Raw genomic sequence first — 15,475 nt, 5'->3', positions numbered from 1 at the left:
TAGCTTCTCCTCAAGATGAAATACGCTACTTCCGCCTTTATCCTAACGTTGGGCCTGCTGACCGCCTGCGGCGGCGACAAAGACCCCAACGCCCAACTGGCTGAGCTGAAAAAAGAACAGGCCGCCAACCAGGCAAAAATTGCCGAGCTGGAAGCCAAAACCGGCGCCAAGGCCGAGGGTGCCGCTGCCCAGACCACGCCCGTATCGGTTATCAAAGTAGCCCCCGAAAGCTTCAAGAGCTACCTGGAGCTGCAGGGCCGTGTCGACTTCGACCAGAACGCCAACGTAGCGGCCCGCGCCGCCGGTACCCTCACCAGTCTGCGCGTGCAGCGCGGCGACCGGGTAAGCAAGGGCCAGACCCTGGCCACCGTGGATGCCTCCGTACTCGACGCCAGCATTGCCGAGCTGCGCACCCGCATGGACCTAGCCCGCGTGGTATACGAAAAGCAGGACCGCCTCTGGAAACAGCAGATTGGCACCGAAATCCAGTACCTGCAAGCCAAAAACAACTACCAGGCCCTGCAGCGCAACCTGGCAGCCCTCAACCAGCAGCGCGCCCTCTACAGCGTGGTGGCTCCCTTCTCGGGTACCGTGGATGATGTATTGCCCAAGATTGGCGAAACCGTAGCCCCCGGCGCGCCGGTGGTGAAGCTGATCAGCAGCAGCGGCAGCGGTAAAATTCTGGCCGATGTATCCGAAGCCTACGCTTCCCGCATCAAAGCCGGCGACCGGGCCCTGGTAACCATTCCGGACCTGGGCGGGGAGGAGTTGCCCGCCACCGTGCGCGTGGTATCCAGCACCATCAACCCCACCAGCCGCACCTTTACTACGGAGCTACGCCTGAGCGGCAGCAAGGCGGGCCAGCTGCGCCCCAACATGGTGGCCAATGTGCGCATCCAGAACTACGACCGGCAGAACGCTACCGTGCTGCCCGTGGATTTGGTGCAGAAGGATGAGCAGAACAGCTACGTGCTGGTAGTGAATGAGAAGGGTGGTAAAAAAGTAGCCGCCAAGCGCGTCATCCAGACCGGCCAGACTTACAACGGCAAGGTGGAAGTAACCAGCGGCCTCCAGGCCGGCGACCAGGTGATTTCCGCCGGTTATCAGACCCTGAACGAAGGCCAACTGGTAACGCTGTAAGCGTAGCCCCAACCGCCAAAAACCCAACAACATGCAGGATCTAGAGAAAGAGTTTGGGCCGACCAGTTGGTCGATTAATAATAAAACCAGCATCTACATCATCACGGTGCTGCTGTGCGTGGCGGGGATTTTTGCCTACATCAAGCTGGGCAAGGAGAAATTCCCCGACATCGTTATTCCGCGCATCATCGTGGCCACCATTTACCCCGGTACCTCTCCGGCGGATATTGAGAACCTGGTGACGCGCCAGCTCGAAAAGGAGCTGAAAAGCATCAACGGGGTCAAGAAAATCAACTCCACCTCCAACCAGGATTATTGTATCGTTGATATCGAGTTCAACTCGGGCGTAGACGTGCAGTATGCCAAGCAGCTCATCAAGGACGCCGTGGACAAGGCCGCGCCCGAGCTGCCCAACGATTTGCCTTCGCCGCCCACGGTAAACGAGGTAAACATCTCGGAGCAGCCCATCATGTTCGTGAACCTGAGTGGCAACCTGCCCGCCGTACAGCTGAAAAAGTACGCCGACGACTTCCAGGACAAGATTGAGGCCCTGCCCGAAATTACCCGCGTGGACATTGTGGGGGCCCTCGACCAGCAGGTTAACGTGGATGTGGATCTGAACAAGCTGCGGGCTTCGCGCCTAAGCTTCTCCGACATCAGCAACGCCATTGCCCGTGAAAACGTGACCATTTCGGGCGGCTCCGTGGACGTGGGCTCCCAGAAGCGGGCCGTGCGTGTGGCTGGCCAGTACGTGCGCGCCGAGGACATTGCCGACATCCAGGTGAAGAACCTCAACGGCGCCGCCGTGCGCCTCGGTGATATTGCTACCGTAGTGGATGGCTTCAAAGACCGGGAGTCGTATGCTCGCCTCGATGGTAAGCCCGCCATTACCCTGAACGTGGTAAAGCGCCAGGGCGAAAACCTGATTGACGCCTCCGACAAAATCAAGGCGCTGGTGAGTGATGCCGAGAAAACGCTGCCCAAGGAGCTAAAAGTTACCATCACCGGTGACAGCTCCAACGACACCCGCGTAACCCTGCACGACCTGATCAACACCATCGTTATCGGTTTCCTGCTGGTAACGGCCATCCTGCTGTTCTTCATGGGCACCACCAACGCCATGTTCGTGGGCCTGTCCGTGCCGATTTCGATGTTCCTGGCCTTCCTGATTATTCCGGGCTTCGACTTCTCCCTGAACATGATTGTGCTCTTCGCCTTCCTGCTGGCGCTGGGTATTGTGGTGGATGATGCCATTGTGGTAATCGAAAACACCCACCGCCTCCTGCACGAGCACCCCGAGTTGAGCACCGAAAAGGCCGCTAAATTTGCGGCGGGTGAGGTATTTGTGCCGGTACTGGCCGGTACGCTCACCACTGTGGCCCCCTTCGTGCCGTTGATGTTCTGGCCCGGCATTGTGGGCTCGTTCATGTACTATCTGCCCGTAACGCTCATCATCACCCTGATGTCGTCGCTGGTGGTGGCCTTCATCATGAACCCGGTGTTTGCCGTGAGCTTCATGGAGCGGGAGGAGCACTTCGAGGAAGACCTGCACAGTAAGCCCAAGCTAAGCAAAGGCCTCAAAATTGCCGTGGGCGTACTGGTACTGCTGGGCATTCTGTTCAACGTGCTGGCCTTGGGCGCTACCCCCGAGGTAGGCCCCGATGGCGAAACCAGCGGCCTGATCGGGCACTTCATCGGCAACGTCTGCCTGGCGCTGGCCGGCTTTATCCTGCTCGACAAGTTTGTGCTGGTGAAGATGATTGCCTGGTTCCAGACCCGTGCGCTGCCCAAGTTCCAGAACGGCTACGCCAACCTGGTGCGCTGGTCCATCAACCACCCGGCCATCGTGATGGTGAGCGTGGTGGTGCTGTTTATCAGCTCATTCGTCGCCATTGGCATGCGCAGTCCCAAGGTGGACTTCTTCCCCAAAGGCGACCCGAAATTCATCTATACCTACCTGAAAATGCCGGTGGGTACCCGCGTAGAAATTACGGACTCCATCACCAAAGTGCTGGAAAACCGCATCTACGGCGTCATCGGCCGCAACAATCCCGATGTAGAGTCCGTCATCAGCAACGTGGCCATTGGTGCCGGTGACCCCGGCGACGCCTCGTCGGCGAGTGGTACGGCTATGTCGAACATGGGTAAGGTAGCGGTGGCCTTTAAGGAGCTCAGCGACCGGACCGGCCCCACTACCGGCACGTATATGGACAAGATTCGGGAGGCCGTAAAGGGCATTCCCGGCGCCGAAATTTCCGTCGACCAAGAGGCCAGCGGTCCGCCCCAGCAGAAGCCCATTGCCATTGAGGTTATCGGCGACGATTACCCCACCCTGGCCAAGCTCAGCAAGAAGGTAACCCGCTACGTTGACTCGCTCAATATTGGCGGCGTGGAAGCCCTGCGCTCCAACTTGGAGGACCGCAACCCTGAAATTGCCGTGAACATCGACCGGACCCGCGCCAACCGGGAAGGCATCAGCACCGGCCAGATCGGGCTGGAAGTGCGCACAGCCATTTACGGCTCGGAGGCCAGCAAATTCAAGACCCCCGATGATGAGTATCCCGTGCAGGTGCGCTACGCCAAGCCCTACCGCAACGACGTGGACGCCATCATCAACTCCCCGCTGACTTTCCGCGACGCTACCGGCGCCGTGCGCCAGGTGCCTATTTCGTCCATTGCCCAGGTGAGCTACGGCTCCACCTACGGCGGTATCCGGCGTAAAGACACCAAACGCGTGATTACCATCAGCTCCAACGTGCTTAACGGCTACACCGGCCCCGACGTGGTTGCCAACATCCGCACGGCCCTGAAGTCGTTCCCGACACCAGCCGGCTACACCATCAAGATGGGCGGCGCGGAGGAAGACCAGAAGGAAACCACCGACTTCCTGCCCATGGCTGGTTTGGGTGCGCTGGCCCTCATCTTCCTGATTCTGGTAACGCAGTTCAACTCGTTCAGCAAGCCGGTTATCATCCTCTCCGAAGTTCTATTCTCCATTGCGGGTGTGTTCTGGGGCCTGGCCATTACGGGCATGAACATCTCCATCGTAATGACTGGGGTAGGTATTATTGCCCTGGCCGGTATCGTGGTGAAAAACGGGATTCTGCTGGTTGAGTTCATGGATATTCTGCGGGCCCAGGGTATGCCCCTGCGCGAAGCTATTGTGCTGGCCGGCCGCACCCGCCTCAACCCGGTAATCCTGACGGCCACAGCCGCCACTCTGGGCCTGATTCCGCTGGCCATTGGCCTGAACATCGACTTTTATGAGCTGTTTGCCAGCGGCCACGCCCACTTCTTCATCGGCGGCGAGTCGGTGGTGTTCTGGGGCCCGCTGGCCTGGACCATCATCTTCGGCTTGGTGTTTGCCACCGGCATCACGCTGGTAGTAGTGCCCGTGATGTACCTGATGAGCGAAAGCCTGAAGCTGCGCCTGAAAGGCACCCCCGAACCCGAAGCCTTGGCCGACGCCGAAGAGGTGAAGGCCGCCACGCCGCCGGTGCTCACGCACTAAGCGGCCGCGCAACAGCCGGGCTGCTACCGCATGGTGGCCCGGCCGTTGTTTTTTTCTCTCCTGGCTTGCAACCATTTCGGCCTTCAGAATACTCCTCCGCCCGAACGGGCGGGCTCGTGCTGGTACCAGCCTGGTTTGCTCGCTTTTTTCTCTCTCGTACCCTGTCGTTCCTCGTATGGTTATCTCAACGACTACCGCCCCCAAAACCATTCAGCAGCAAGTGCTGCGCATCATCAGCAAGCGCAAAGCCATCAAGGCCCGCCGCCTGCGCATCGGTACCGACCTGAGCCGGGAATTCGGCTTCGACACCGTGGACGTGGTCGATATTATCCTGGAACTGGAACGCAACTTTCACATCACCATTCCGGATGAAGTACCCCTGGCTACCGTCGGTGATTTTGTGAAGTACGTAGTATCGCATACCCCCGCTCGTCAGCAGGCCGCGTAAGTACCCAGCCCGGGCCAGACGAGCCCAAAACCAGCCTTTAGTATACGTATGAAGCCCCGTGGGGGCGGCGCACTGCTTGTGCGGCCGCCTCCACGGGGCTTCCTCTCGTCTGGTCAGTATGGGTTAGCGCACGTTGCCGCCGGCGTCACCGCCACTGGGGCGGCTTTCGGCGGTGGCGCTGGGCTCCCGGCTGCTGTCGGTGGTGTTGCTTACCTCGGTGGCGCTGCTCAGATCGTCGGCTTTCTTGCCGGTAGGGTTGTGGGCCGCTGGCGCATCCACATTCGCGAATACAGGACTAGCCGCGGCTTTGTCCTCGGTTACGCGCGAGTCCGTTACCAGGCTGGGGCGGGTACTTTCCCACTCCAAAAACTTGTCCATCTCTTCCTTGATGGTCGTGCTGAACCAGGCCACTAGGGCAACATCGTCCAGCAGGCCCAGCACCGGAATAAAATCCGGAATCAGGTCGATGGGGCTCAGGAAGTAGATGGTAACGGCCACCGCCGCCACTACTGTGGAAGTGGGCAGGCCCGTGTACTCGCCCGAAACCGAAGTGCGAATCAGGCGCAGCATGGTTTGCAGGGTTTCCCAAGCCTCGTGGGCAATGGTTCCTACGTCTTTTTTGTCGCTGGCTTTCTGGTACGCGTCATTCAGCAGCTGCTTCATGCGCGTGGGCTTCTTCACATATTCCTCGGCTTTCCCGACGAACTTCTTAAAAATAGGGGAGGAGGCTATGTCCTGGCCTTTGGGGTTGTGCTTATCCATGACGGCGGGAGAAAGAAAGGTAAACCGATAGAGTAATCCGGCGGTGTGCTATACCGCTGTCGGGCCAAAATGGTTTTCCGGCCTGAAGGTCGCGGAAAAAACAGAAAGGCCCCGTTCGGAGGAGCGGGGCCTTTTCAGAAAACCAAGTAGAAAATGGAGGCGTTTAGCGCTCCACGCGGCCCGCCGCGTAGAAGTTGCGGCTGTAATACGCCTGGTTCAGGGAGCTTACCATTACGCCACCCCCGCAGGCCGAGTGAGCAAATTTGCCATCCTTGAGGTAGATGCCCACGTGGTAGATGGGCTGGCCCGGACCCCGGCGGAAGAAAACCAGGTCGCCGGTTTCCATGGCGTCTTTCTGCACGTGCTTCACGCTGGTGAACATGGAGCGGGAGCTGCGCTGCAGCGTAATGCCGTACACCTCTTTGAATACGCGGGTAACAAAGCCCGAGCAGTCGGTGCCGCTTTTGCTATTGCTGCCGTAGCGGTAGGGAGTGCCCAACCACGATACTACGGTTTCCAACAGGTTTTTATCGGCGTCGTAGCTGGCTTCAATGCCCAACCGGTGAGCTACTTTATCGTATGCTACCGAGTCGGAAGCAGTAAGCGTGCGGGTTTCCTCCTCACCCGAAAACAAGGCGCCTAATAGGGAGGCTTCTTGCGTAACAGCCAGCGGCGCAGTAGCCGTAGCGGAAGGATTTTGTTCGAAGAAAAAAGACAGGACCATCGAGGCCGCGGCGAGGCAATACAGAATGCTGTTTTTCATTGTCCGTCGTGGGAGGAAGAAGGCCCGCTGGGGTCAGCCGAACGGGAGTAAGCGTGCTGTTGAGTATTCGATAGGCAACCGGAAAACCGGATGACAAAAGAGAGTAAATAAGACCTTTCTGGTCGTCGAAAGCCGAAGAGTTGACGACGGCCATTGGTTAAAGCTAAGCCCAAAATTTCGGACTCAATCAGTTTTCAACCGTTTTGCTACGAAATTCTTCTATAGGCACAACTAAACTATAGAAAATTCCTACTGCTGCTGGCAACCTCAGCCGGAAGCCTTCCGTACATTCCGCCCGATTTTTTTCCTTGCCTCCTATGCAACTGCCCCGGATAGTTGAAAACTCGCCTTTCGCCCGCTTAGCTCGCACGAAGCTGGGCGCTAAGAATGTGGCTATGGTACTGGGTACCAGCATTCATTTGAGTGGAGTAAGCCGGGAGCAGTTTCTGCAGGACCCGTACTGGGTAGCACACGAAATGGAGCACATCCGGCAGTTTCGGCAGTACGGGCGGCTGGGGTTTCTGGCCCGCTACCTACGCGACTGGATGCGGCACGGCTACTATAATATCCCGTTTGAGGTGGAAGCCCGCACTGCGGCCGAACTCAACGCCCACCTCTACGCCCAGGGCAAACCCCTGCCCAGCCTCGCCGAGCGACACCCCTCCCCGAAGGTAAAATTGTGAGGCTGGAGTTCCGATATCATATAAACAAACGTCATCCGGAGCGCAGCGAAGGACCTTATCAGGCTACTACAACTTGCAGTAACGGGATAAGGCCCTTCGTTGCGCTCCGGATGACAGTGGGCGTTTACAACAGTAAGTCCGCCTTACTACAGGGCTGCCAAACGGCCGCCATCTACTACTAAAGTGGTGCCGTTGATGAAGCTGGCTTCCGGAGAAGCTACAAAGCAGATAGCAGCGGCCAACTCTTCCGGGGTTCCTACCTGGCCGGTAATTTTCTCCTTGCCGCTCTTTACGTTGGGGTTGCTCCAGAGCATGGGCGTATCTACGGCGCCGGGCGCTACGGCATTGATACGGGTGTGCGTGTGCGGAACCTCCTGGCTAAGGCCGCGCACGAATGCCTCAATGGCCCCCTTGCTGGTGGCGTAGGGCACTACATTGGAAGTGGTTTGCTGCGCATGCACGGAGCTGACGGCTATAATGCTGCCCTGCTTCATGTGCGGCAGGCAAAGCTGCGTTAACCGGAACAGGGGCCGCAGGTTTACCTGCATGAGCTGGTCCCAGTCTTTGGGGTCCAGCTTCAGGATGGGTTCAAACGTCATCATACCGGCGTTGTCCACCAGCACATCAATGCGGCCCCACTCCTTTAGGGTGCGCTCCACGGCGTGTACTAACTGCGAATCCTTGCTTACATCCGTGCGAATGAAAAGGGCGTCACCGCCAGCCTGCTTGATGAGTTGCACCGTGGTTTTGCCGTCCTCGGCGTCGCGGCCCAGTACGGCCACGCGCCCGCCTTCCCGGCCCATGCGCACGGCCACGGCCTGGCCAATACCCGAGGTGGCACCGGTAACTACGCATACTTTGTTCTGAAAACGTTTATTGGCGTCGGGTAGGGGAGTGAAGGGCATACAGAGAAGCACAAAAATGAAAGACGTTTCCTGCTAACGGGAAGCTGAACGGGAGGTTGGGCTGCCCAGCAGAGCTGGAAGCAAAGGCCTGACCAGCAAAAGAGCAGGAAACCGGTAGATTCAGGGCGTTCGGTAAAGTAGTGGTAACCTTCTGTCGGCTTTTCACGAATAGGGAGGCAAATGGCCTGATGGTCACCCGTATCTCCCTTTCTACTCAACCTAATCTCGTCGCTCATGAGCACGCAAAAATCACATCAGCCCGGCGCCCCAGCCCATAAGCATATCACCTTTACCCCCGCCAGCGAAGTAAACGGCTCGTCGGACGCTTCGGCTTCCACGGAAAGCTCTTCGCAGGAATCTTCGCAGCAAGAAGGCCAGCAGAAGTCGTGGCTGGACCAGCAGCAGTGGCTGAAGAACATTGACGTAAATCAACTCTCGCAGCAGGTAAAAGACCTTAGCTCGAAAGCCAAGGACTTCAGCACAAAGGCAGTCGATCAGGTAAATAGCCTGTCGCCTACCCAAAAGGTAATTGGCGGGGCTTTGCTGGTAGGCGGTTTGAGCTGGCTAGCCTTGCGCGCCAAGAGCAGCCCAAAAGGCGAAACCTACCGCGGCAGCAGCGACGAGGACGGCAGCTGGAATAAATCCAGCGACTCGGTATACCGGGGCGCTACCCGTAGCTACGGCGAAGACGATTACGCCGCCGACTTGTAAGGCTACCCGTTGGTACTACATACATGAAAAAGCAGGAGCCGCCGGAGCATATCCGGCGGCTCCTGCTTTTTTGGATGAACGCAAAAAAGCCCCGCTACTTTACAGCAACGGGGCTTTTGAGCCTGTTATTGGACTCGAACCAACGACCTGCTCATTACGAATGAGCTGCTCTACCAGCTGAGCTAAACAGGCGTTTTCCGTGGTAGCAGTTCTACTAGGGGCAGCAAAGATAGAAAGGCGCGGGAACAACGTGCAACTGCCTCCCGTATTTTTTTCCAAACTGACGCAAACCCTTTCCTGGGCTTCTCTTTAACAAAGCCGCTTTGCTGTATGGCAACTTCCTTCTCCTGTAACCTGCCCCAAGCCGTTGCCAGTGGTTTCGCTGGGGCCCTTGTATTGAATGTCCTGCACGAAACGGTACGCCGTATTCGCCCCAACGATGCCCCGCGCATGGACTTGCTGGGTGAGAGGGGGCTGCGGAAACTGCTGGCCAGCGCTGGGGCACCCCAGCCTAACCATGCCACGGCCTACAAGCTCACCTTGGCGGGTGACATCCTCAGCAACGGGCTGTATTACAGCTTGGTTGGAACAGGAACGGGAGTGTGGTGGCGGGGGGCAGCCCTGGGGCTGGCGGCGGGTGTTGGTGGCGTGCTACTGCCCGGACCACTGGGGTTGGGTAAGGCCCCCAGCAACCGCACTCCGCAAACCAAAGCCATGACGGTTACCTGGTACCTGGTAGGCGGTTTAGCAGCTGCCGCAACCTCGTGGGCGCTGAATAAGGTGCAAGAAGCAAACGGCCCGCAAAGTTGAGCGGCCGCAGGTTCTGGGTTTGCGGCGTTTCCGGCATCTTTGCAGCGTTATGATGAAACAACTGCGCAAGCTGCTGGTCCGGACTCTGGGTTTTGAGCGGTATATCCGGCTGGTGAGTCGGGTGTACCTGCGGCTGGTTGGCTCGGGCTGGGGCCGCCAGAAGTATCCGGAGCTGTTTTTCTTGGAAAAGATAGTGCGCCCCGGCTTTGTCTGCCTAGATATTGGGGCCAACCTGGGGTACTATTCCGTGGCTTTATCGAAGCTGGTGGGTGCCCAGGGCCAAGTGCTGGCCGTGGAGCCCATACCTGATTTTCAGGCCATCTGGAAAGACAATGTGGGCCTCAGCGGCGTTGCCAACCTCACCCTGTTGCCCTACGCGCTGGGCGGCGAAAACCGCACCGTGCAGATGGGCACGCCCGAGCGTAACGGCCTGCTGCACCACGGCATGACCAAAGTAGCGGCAAGTAACCCGCATGAGCACTACGCCCGCACCTACGAGGTGCCCATGCGGGTGCCTGATGACCTGTTTGCCCACCTGCCCCGCCTGGATTTTGTGAAGTGTGATGTAGAGGGTTTCGAGTATGAGGTGTTCCGGCACATGCAGGAAACCCTGCGCCGCTTCCGCCCGCTGATTCAGACGGAGCTGAACGGGCTGGAAAACCGCCGGGCCGTAGCTGGCTTACTGGCCGAGCTGGGCTACAAACCATTTGTGCTGTCGGAGCGTTTGGAGCTGGTGCCCTGCACTACGGCGCAGCTGGAAAGTGCCGTTACGGCCGATTTTTACTTTCAACCCCTTGCCTAAGCGTTTTTAACCAGCGCTCTGCCCATGAAGTTTTTTCTTGTTCTGATTGTCCTGTGGCTGTTTGTGCGGTACGTGCTGCCGCTGGTCCTGCGTTTCGCAGTGAAGCATCTACTCAAAAAGCAGGCGCAGAAGTTTGGCCAGCACTACGGAGCTAATCCGTTTGCTAACCCTTCACAAACCAGTGCCCGGCCCAGCCACACTCCCACTGGTGAAGTGCAGGTTGAGTATGTACCGCCCCGGGCAAAGCCCCCAAGGCCCAGGGAGTTTAATGGCGGTGAGTACGTAGACTTTGAGGAAGTGAAGTAGCAGCATATTGAAAGAAAAAGGTCAAGGCTCCAGAAACCGGGCTTTGACCTTTTTCTGTTGCGCTTCACCTAAAACCCAAAACCTACCCGGATGCCGGTGCCAGCCCGCTTGCCCGATTGGAAGCCGGTATAGAAATCGGCGCGCAGGAGTTTGTAGATGTGCTCAATGCCCACGCCCAGCTCCAGGTAGTGGTTGGCGGTAGGCGTGGTGAGGTAGTTGAGCGAGGCCACTTCCTGCCAGTGCAGCTGCCGCAGCAACGGAATTTTGTTGAGCAGAAACCCATTAAAATGGTGGTTGTAGTGCACCTCTACAAACTTATCGGCGGTGCTGTAGCGGTAATAATCCAGGAGCTGAAACTTGGCGAAATCCTCGGTGAGGTAGGTACGGTTACCACTGAAGTGGCGGAAATCCATGAAAGCTAGGCGGGTGCTGCCGCCCGGGAAAAAGCCCGCCTGCACTTGGTAATTGCTAGTGCCCAGCAGCCCGAGGCTGACGGAGTGCCGCACACCTGCTTCCAGCAGGGTGTAGCGCACCTCGGAGCCCAGTATGCCGCCAATACCCTGCCGCCAGGTAATCTGAAACGTGGGGTACTTAGAGCCTAAGTTCACCTTGCCGTTGGGACGGGTAATGTAGCGCTGCCCGGGCCGGAAAGAAGCCGTTAGCTCCGTAGTCAGGGCCTTGCTTTGGCCAAATCGGGTATTATCGGGCCGTTCCTCGTTTACGGGTACGTTGGAGGTAAATGCGCGCCCTTCCCGGTCGGTAATCAGTTTAATAGTGGTGTTCTGGAGTTCCCGCCGCACAAAGTAGCTGCTGGCAGCCTGCACCGTAAGGCCATTTACCGGCTCCCACTGGTAGCCCAGCGCCAACCCGTCGCGGCGGTAGAGCTTGGCGTAGTTGCGGTTCTCAAACAGGGTGTAATAAGAGTTGATGAAGGGCGTAAGCTGGCTGTTGGGGTCGAAATTCTCGATGGTGCGGCCGGCGGTCAGGCTCAGGCGGGCCAGCTTTACGGGGTGTAGCTGCCAGGAGGCAGCCACACTAGGACTGAGCAGCTCGTTGCTGAAGCCGTAGCGCAGGCTGGGCGTAACGGACCAGGTTCTTCGGTCGTCGGTGCGCTGGGTATACGTTACCTGGGGGTTAGCCACAATGCCCTCAACCGTGTTGTAGTTGATGATATTGAATACCGGGGCTACGTACCACTGGCGCTTCCGGAAAGTGTTGCCGTAGGTATAGCCGGTAAGCAGAAATTTGCCGATGCCCAGCTCATTACGCTTGCGGTCCAGGGAATCCTGGTAGGGGCGGGAGTTGCGGATTACCTCCGTGCTATCCTTCACTAAATAGTCTTTTTGCTCTTCCTGGGTAAGGGGCAGGGGCCGGATGCTGGCCCAGTAGCTGGTGTCCCGCTCGTTCACGCCTTTTTCCACTAGCATCACCTCCCCGCGCTTAAGCTTGCCCAGGCCCAGCCCGGTTGTGTCGCGGGCGGCGGCCTGGCGGCTTTGCTGGCGCGCGGCCCGGCTCAGGCCATCCAGCTTGGGCTTCTGCTTTTTCACCTGGGCCACGGTTTCGCGGGTAACGGGTGCATCATCGGGCCCGGAAGATGCGGGCGGGAGTGGGCTGGTAGGGGCGGGGCGGTTAGGGTAGGTGGGCGATACTTTATAGTTGGAGAGAATAGCCGTGATATAGCCGTTGCCCTTGAAGCCCAGCGCCGTAAAGCCCAGCGTTACCTTCTGGCTCTGCATTACCCATACATCGGAGGGGCCGGGGGCGGGGGCAAACAGCTGCTCAATGTGCAGGCTTTCCACGTAGTCGAGCTGGGCATCCTTAGTCAGGTCCAGACTCACGGAGTGCAGCCGCCAAGTGCCATCTACCACGTAAATATGGCCTGCAAACACGGGGTCGGTGCGGCGGCGGGGCATCACCTTGATTTTGTGCAGAAGCAGGCCGCCCTGCTGGGTACTGCCCTCCAGCTCATAGCGGTAGAACAGGGGCGCATTGGCCGCAATAGGCGACACAAACCCCCGCTCCGAAAAGCCGCTTTTCAGTACGTTCTGGTAGAAGTTGAGCCCCCGGCCCGCACTGGCCCGGTTGAAGCTGATGCCTTTGGTGTCGCCGCTCACGCGGGAGGAAATCATGCGTTCCTGCACCACGTTGGGTTGGCGGAAGCTCATTTCCGATACGGTTTCGGAGAGGTAGAAAATGCCCGGCTTAAAATCGGGGCCCACCTTTACCAGCCCCAGAATTTTGCCCGGTACATCGGTAAAACGGGCCAGGGTTTTGACGTAGGCGCGGGCTTTGAAGGCTGCTACCTCCCGCTGGTGGTAGCGCCGCCACTGCATGGCCTGCTGCACAATGCTGTAGGCGGGGTCTTTGTCGGTGGAGCGCACTACTACTTCGCGCAGCTGGTAGCTTTCAGGAGTAAGCGTCACGTTCAGTACCGTGGCGGTGTCGCCGCCGGCCACGCGCACCGTTTCCATCCGGGGCTTGAACCCCACGTACTGAAATACCAGCTCATAGCGCCCAGGGGCCAGGCGCAGCTGGTAGCTGCCCTGCTCGTTGGTGGCCGTGTTGGTGGTAGTGCCCTTCACTGCAACGTTGGCAAAGGGTAGTCCGGTATTCTTGGAGTCAGAAACCAGCCCCCGCACAATGCCAGCGCGGGCCTGGCTTAAGCTGAAGAGAAAAAAGCAGAGCAGCAGGTAGGGGTAGCACATAGAGAAGATATCCACAGAGGTTGTCAAGATAGATATAAACCGAGGCCAGCCGGTTGCCTACGCCGATGAAGTTAAGTAGGCGGAACGCGGGCAACGCCGTAGCTTGCCGCCTCCCCGAACGTTTCCTGGCTGATCTGCGTCCTATAAGGCCACTCTTTACCTTCCTGTTTTTTTCTGCTTTACCGATGATGCAGCCCGCCAAAAAGAAGTTTTATACCCCTACCGAGGCCCTGCAGAAAATTCTGGCATTTTGCGTGTACCAAGAGCGCAATTTCAAGGAAACGGAAAGCAAGCTGCGCGACTACGGCCTAACGGAAGACGAAGCCGGCGAAATCATGATTCGGCTAAGTCGGGAGGGTTTTCTGGATGAGGAGCGCTACGCCCAGACGTTTGTGCGCGGCCACGTGCGCAAGAAGTGGGGACGCCGCCGCATCACGCAGGAGCTCAAGCAAAAAGGCCTCACCGATTACTGCATCAAAGTAGGCCTCAAGGAAATCGACGGCGACGAATACTACCAGAACCTGGTAGACCTGCTGGAGAAAAAAGACCGCCAGGAAAAGGAACGCCACCCCGGCAAGCGCCGCCAGAAAATACAGCTTTACCTCACCAGCAAAGGCTACGAGCAGGACCTCATCAAGATGGCCCTGGAAGACCTAGGCAAGGAGCCCGGGCAAGACGAGGAATAAGCCGCACCATGCACGGAGCCTACCAGTGCGGCACTTAGCCCACGATGCGCACCCGGTACGACTCGCCCTCGTCGCGGACAAGACAGGCTCCATCCAAAAGCACCATGTTTGGGTTCTGCAGATGCTGCACGGCGTTGCGCACGAGGGGAATTTCGTGGTGGCAGGCGGCGCATTTGGGGCCGGCGGTGGGCGTGAAGTGGCCGCCGCAGGGGCAGGCGGGCAGGGCGGCAGCAATGCGGGCCAATAGCTCGGGCGTGGCTTCATAATAAACCAGGTCCTGAGCCTGCCGGTTCAGGTACACATTGGAGCAGTGGGAACAGTAGAAGTGCGGAAAAGCCTCACTCATGCCGCTGGAGCGCCAGCCAATGTTGTCGTGCTGGCAGCTGGGGCAGTGCAAGTGACCCACCCACTGCAGGCTCCGTTCATACTCAACCACTTTCATACGGGCTCGGCTTAGCGTTTTTGGGGTAGCACTGGGTTCGGCATGGGCTTGGTAAGCACCACGCGGCGTCCGGTCATGGTTTCCAGCATGGGCCGCAGAATCAGTTCGGCGTTTTGGGTGGTCTGGGCCAGAATGCCGGATTGCAGGGCGGCGGTGCGCACGTTAGCTTCGGCGTATTTGTAGCCGGCATCTACTAGCTCGGCATCCTGAAAAAAGCCGTTTTCCACGCTATATACCTTGCTTTTGGAATGGTCGACCTGCCAGACGCAGAGTTCCGGCTCCGGCAGGGCCAGGCGCAGCACGGAGTCGCCTTCCAGCACCACATCCTGGGGGCGCACCTTGCGCAAATCGAGGCAGCCCACGGCGTGGCCGGCCACAATCAGGGCCACCTTGGCATCGGGCAGGAAGCGGTAGGTGCTCTTTTTGTACTCCACCACATCCTTAAATTGGTAGCGAACCAATTCCATACGGCCCAGGGCTTCCACCTTCTCCAGCACGGTGTTGTGCGTAACGGTGATGCGGGGAGCGGGGTCCAGGGGATTCTCAAAGCTGCTGAGCGCCGGGCGCACTTTCGTCCAGAGAAACCAGCCTAACCCCAGCAGAAACAACAACGGCAGCAAACGGCGGAGCAAATAGGGCATAGGAATGAATGAGCAGAATGAGGGAAGAATGTGGCGAATGTACCGGGTATGTGGAGCAGCGTGGGCCTGCTGCCGCTATGCGGTGGGCTAGCTTACCGCGTGCGGTGGCAGAGGGCTAAACCAGTATTTTACCGAGCGACTCTGAGGATGAAATACGCAT

The 15,475-nt window shown here is 58.4% G+C and carries 14 protein-coding genes, 1 tRNA gene and 1 pseudogene; 9 read left to right on the top strand and 7 right to left on the bottom strand.

Annotation, left to right across the window (positions count from 1 at the left end; all coding sequences use genetic code 11):
* Positions 1–15 precede the first annotated feature (15 nt).
* The 3 genes from ROI90_RS11165 (at position 16) to ROI90_RS11155 (ending at position 5,099) form a co-directional block, all read left to right on the top strand.
* Complete coding sequence (locus ROI90_RS11165) at positions 16–1,140, top strand: efflux RND transporter periplasmic adaptor subunit (protein WP_315998424.1); 1,125 nt, start codon at positions 16–18, stop codon at positions 1,138–1,140.
* A gap of 31 nt (positions 1,141–1,171) precedes the next feature.
* A complete protein-coding gene (locus tag ROI90_RS11160) occupies positions 1,172–4,651 on the top strand; it encodes an efflux RND transporter permease subunit (protein ID WP_315998423.1) in 3,480 nt (1,159 codons plus the stop codon).
* 175 nt (positions 4,652–4,826) lie between these two features.
* Positions 4,827–5,099 carry an acyl carrier protein gene (locus tag ROI90_RS11155; protein WP_315998422.1) on the top strand — a complete coding sequence of 91 codons (273 nt, stop codon included), beginning with the start codon at positions 4,827–4,829 and terminating at the stop codon, positions 5,097–5,099.
* Between the two features lie 408 nt (positions 5,100–5,507).
* On the opposite strand, the pseudogene ROI90_RS11150 reads toward ROI90_RS11155, so the two are convergent.
* A pseudogene (locus tag ROI90_RS11150) lies at positions 5,508–5,669 on the bottom strand (YkvA family protein); the annotation flags it as partial.
* Positions 5,670–6,024: 355 nt separating this feature from the next.
* Entirely contained in the window at positions 6,025–6,624 is a 600-nt protein-coding gene (locus ROI90_RS11145; protein ID WP_315998421.1) for a C40 family peptidase, read from the bottom strand.
* Between the two features lie 317 nt (positions 6,625–6,941).
* Here ROI90_RS11145 and ROI90_RS11140 point away from each other — a divergent pair, with 317 nt between their 5' ends.
* Positions 6,942–7,307 (top strand): hypothetical protein, encoded by a 366-nt coding sequence (locus tag ROI90_RS11140; RefSeq protein WP_315998420.1) that lies wholly within the window; start codon positions 6,942–6,944, stop codon positions 7,305–7,307.
* A gap of 146 nt (positions 7,308–7,453) precedes the next feature.
* On the opposite strand, the gene ROI90_RS11135 is transcribed toward ROI90_RS11140, so the two are convergent.
* Positions 7,454–8,212: an SDR family NAD(P)-dependent oxidoreductase gene (locus ROI90_RS11135; protein WP_315998419.1), complete on the bottom strand. Its 759-nt coding sequence runs from the start codon at positions 8,210–8,212 to the stop codon at positions 7,454–7,456.
* A 234-nt stretch (positions 8,213–8,446) separates the two neighbouring features.
* Between ROI90_RS11135 and ROI90_RS11130 the strand changes: the two genes are divergently transcribed.
* Positions 8,447–8,923 (top strand): hypothetical protein, encoded by a 477-nt coding sequence (locus ROI90_RS11130; RefSeq protein WP_315998418.1) that lies wholly within the window; start codon positions 8,447–8,449, stop codon positions 8,921–8,923.
* A gap of 119 nt (positions 8,924–9,042) precedes the next feature.
* Here ROI90_RS11130 and ROI90_RS11125 read toward each other — a convergent pair.
* A tRNA-Thr gene (locus ROI90_RS11125) sits at positions 9,043–9,115 on the bottom strand.
* 138 nt (positions 9,116–9,253) lie between these two features.
* On the opposite strand from ROI90_RS11125, the gene ROI90_RS11120 reads away from it, so the two are divergent.
* Genes ROI90_RS11120 through ROI90_RS11110 form a run of 3 tightly spaced genes read left to right on the top strand, consistent with a single transcriptional unit; the run spans position 9,254 to position 10,841 of the window.
* A complete protein-coding gene (locus ROI90_RS11120) occupies positions 9,254–9,733 on the top strand; it encodes a hypothetical protein (protein ID WP_315998417.1) in 480 nt (159 codons plus the stop codon).
* A gap of 49 nt (positions 9,734–9,782) precedes the next feature.
* Complete coding sequence (locus ROI90_RS11115) at positions 9,783–10,535, top strand: FkbM family methyltransferase (protein WP_315998416.1); 753 nt, start codon at positions 9,783–9,785, stop codon at positions 10,533–10,535.
* A 24-nt stretch (positions 10,536–10,559) separates the two neighbouring features.
* Positions 10,560–10,841, top strand: a complete 282-nt coding sequence (locus tag ROI90_RS11110) for a DUF4834 family protein (protein ID WP_315998415.1) — start codon at positions 10,560–10,562, stop codon at positions 10,839–10,841.
* Positions 10,842–10,909: 68 nt separating this feature from the next.
* Here the strand turns inward: ROI90_RS11110 and ROI90_RS11105 are convergent, their stop codons facing one another.
* The gene (locus tag ROI90_RS11105; RefSeq protein ID WP_315998414.1) at positions 10,910–13,561 is read right to left on the bottom strand and encodes a DUF5686 and carboxypeptidase regulatory-like domain-containing protein; all 2,652 of its coding nucleotides are present in this window, start codon (positions 13,559–13,561) and stop codon (positions 10,910–10,912) included.
* Positions 13,562–13,731: 170 nt separating this feature from the next.
* On the opposite strand from ROI90_RS11105, the gene ROI90_RS11100 reads away from it, so the two are divergent.
* Complete coding sequence (locus tag ROI90_RS11100) at positions 13,732–14,232, top strand: regulatory protein RecX (RefSeq protein WP_315998413.1); 501 nt, start codon at positions 13,732–13,734, stop codon at positions 14,230–14,232.
* Between the two features lie 34 nt (positions 14,233–14,266).
* Here ROI90_RS11100 and ROI90_RS11095 read toward each other — a convergent pair whose 3' ends face one another.
* Both ROI90_RS11095 and ROI90_RS11090 read right to left on the bottom strand, forming a co-directional pair.
* Entirely contained in the window at positions 14,267–14,674 is a 408-nt protein-coding gene (locus ROI90_RS11095; RefSeq protein ID WP_315998412.1) for a hypothetical protein, read from the bottom strand.
* A gap of 11 nt (positions 14,675–14,685) precedes the next feature.
* The gene (locus tag ROI90_RS11090; RefSeq protein WP_315998411.1) at positions 14,686–15,315 is read right to left on the bottom strand and encodes a DUF4230 domain-containing protein; all 630 of its coding nucleotides are present in this window, start codon (positions 15,313–15,315) and stop codon (positions 14,686–14,688) included.
* Between the last annotated feature and the right edge of the window lie 160 nt (positions 15,316–15,475).

Source organism: Hymenobacter endophyticus, assembly GCF_032464715.1.
Classification (GTDB): domain Bacteria; phylum Bacteroidota; class Bacteroidia; order Cytophagales; family Hymenobacteraceae; genus Hymenobacter; species Hymenobacter endophyticus.
The sequence above is the reverse complement of the archived record's forward strand: the minus strand, read 5'-3'. Positions and strand labels throughout refer to the sequence as shown.

Bases quoted from the DNA above. Each gene is read 5' to 3' on its own strand.
- ROI90_RS11165 (WP_315998424.1), top strand. From the start codon at position 16: ATGAAATACGCTACTTCCGCCTTTATCCTAACGTTGGGCCTGCTGACC.
- ROI90_RS11160 (WP_315998423.1), top strand. From the start codon at position 1,172: ATGCAGGATCTAGAGAAAGAGTTTGGGCCGACCAGTTGGTCGATTAAT.
- ROI90_RS11155 (WP_315998422.1), top strand. From the start codon at position 4,827: ATGGTTATCTCAACGACTACCGCCCCCAAAACCATTCAGCAGCAAGTG.
- ROI90_RS11145 (WP_315998421.1), bottom strand. From the start codon at position 6,624: ATGAAAAACAGCATTCTGTATTGCCTCGCCGCGGCCTCGATGGTCCTG.
- ROI90_RS11140 (WP_315998420.1), top strand. From the start codon at position 6,942: ATGCAACTGCCCCGGATAGTTGAAAACTCGCCTTTCGCCCGCTTAGCT.
- ROI90_RS11135 (WP_315998419.1), bottom strand. From the start codon at position 8,212: ATGCCCTTCACTCCCCTACCCGACGCCAATAAACGTTTTCAGAACAAA.
- ROI90_RS11130 (WP_315998418.1), top strand. From the start codon at position 8,447: ATGAGCACGCAAAAATCACATCAGCCCGGCGCCCCAGCCCATAAGCAT.
- ROI90_RS11120 (WP_315998417.1), top strand. From the start codon at position 9,254: ATGGCAACTTCCTTCTCCTGTAACCTGCCCCAAGCCGTTGCCAGTGGT.
- ROI90_RS11115 (WP_315998416.1), top strand. From the start codon at position 9,783: ATGATGAAACAACTGCGCAAGCTGCTGGTCCGGACTCTGGGTTTTGAG.
- ROI90_RS11110 (WP_315998415.1), top strand. From the start codon at position 10,560: ATGAAGTTTTTTCTTGTTCTGATTGTCCTGTGGCTGTTTGTGCGGTAC.
- ROI90_RS11100 (WP_315998413.1), top strand. From the start codon at position 13,732: ATGATGCAGCCCGCCAAAAAGAAGTTTTATACCCCTACCGAGGCCCTG.
- ROI90_RS11095 (WP_315998412.1), bottom strand. From the start codon at position 14,674: ATGAAAGTGGTTGAGTATGAACGGAGCCTGCAGTGGGTGGGTCACTTG.
- ROI90_RS11090 (WP_315998411.1), bottom strand. From the start codon at position 15,315: ATGCCCTATTTGCTCCGCCGTTTGCTGCCGTTGTTGTTTCTGCTGGGG.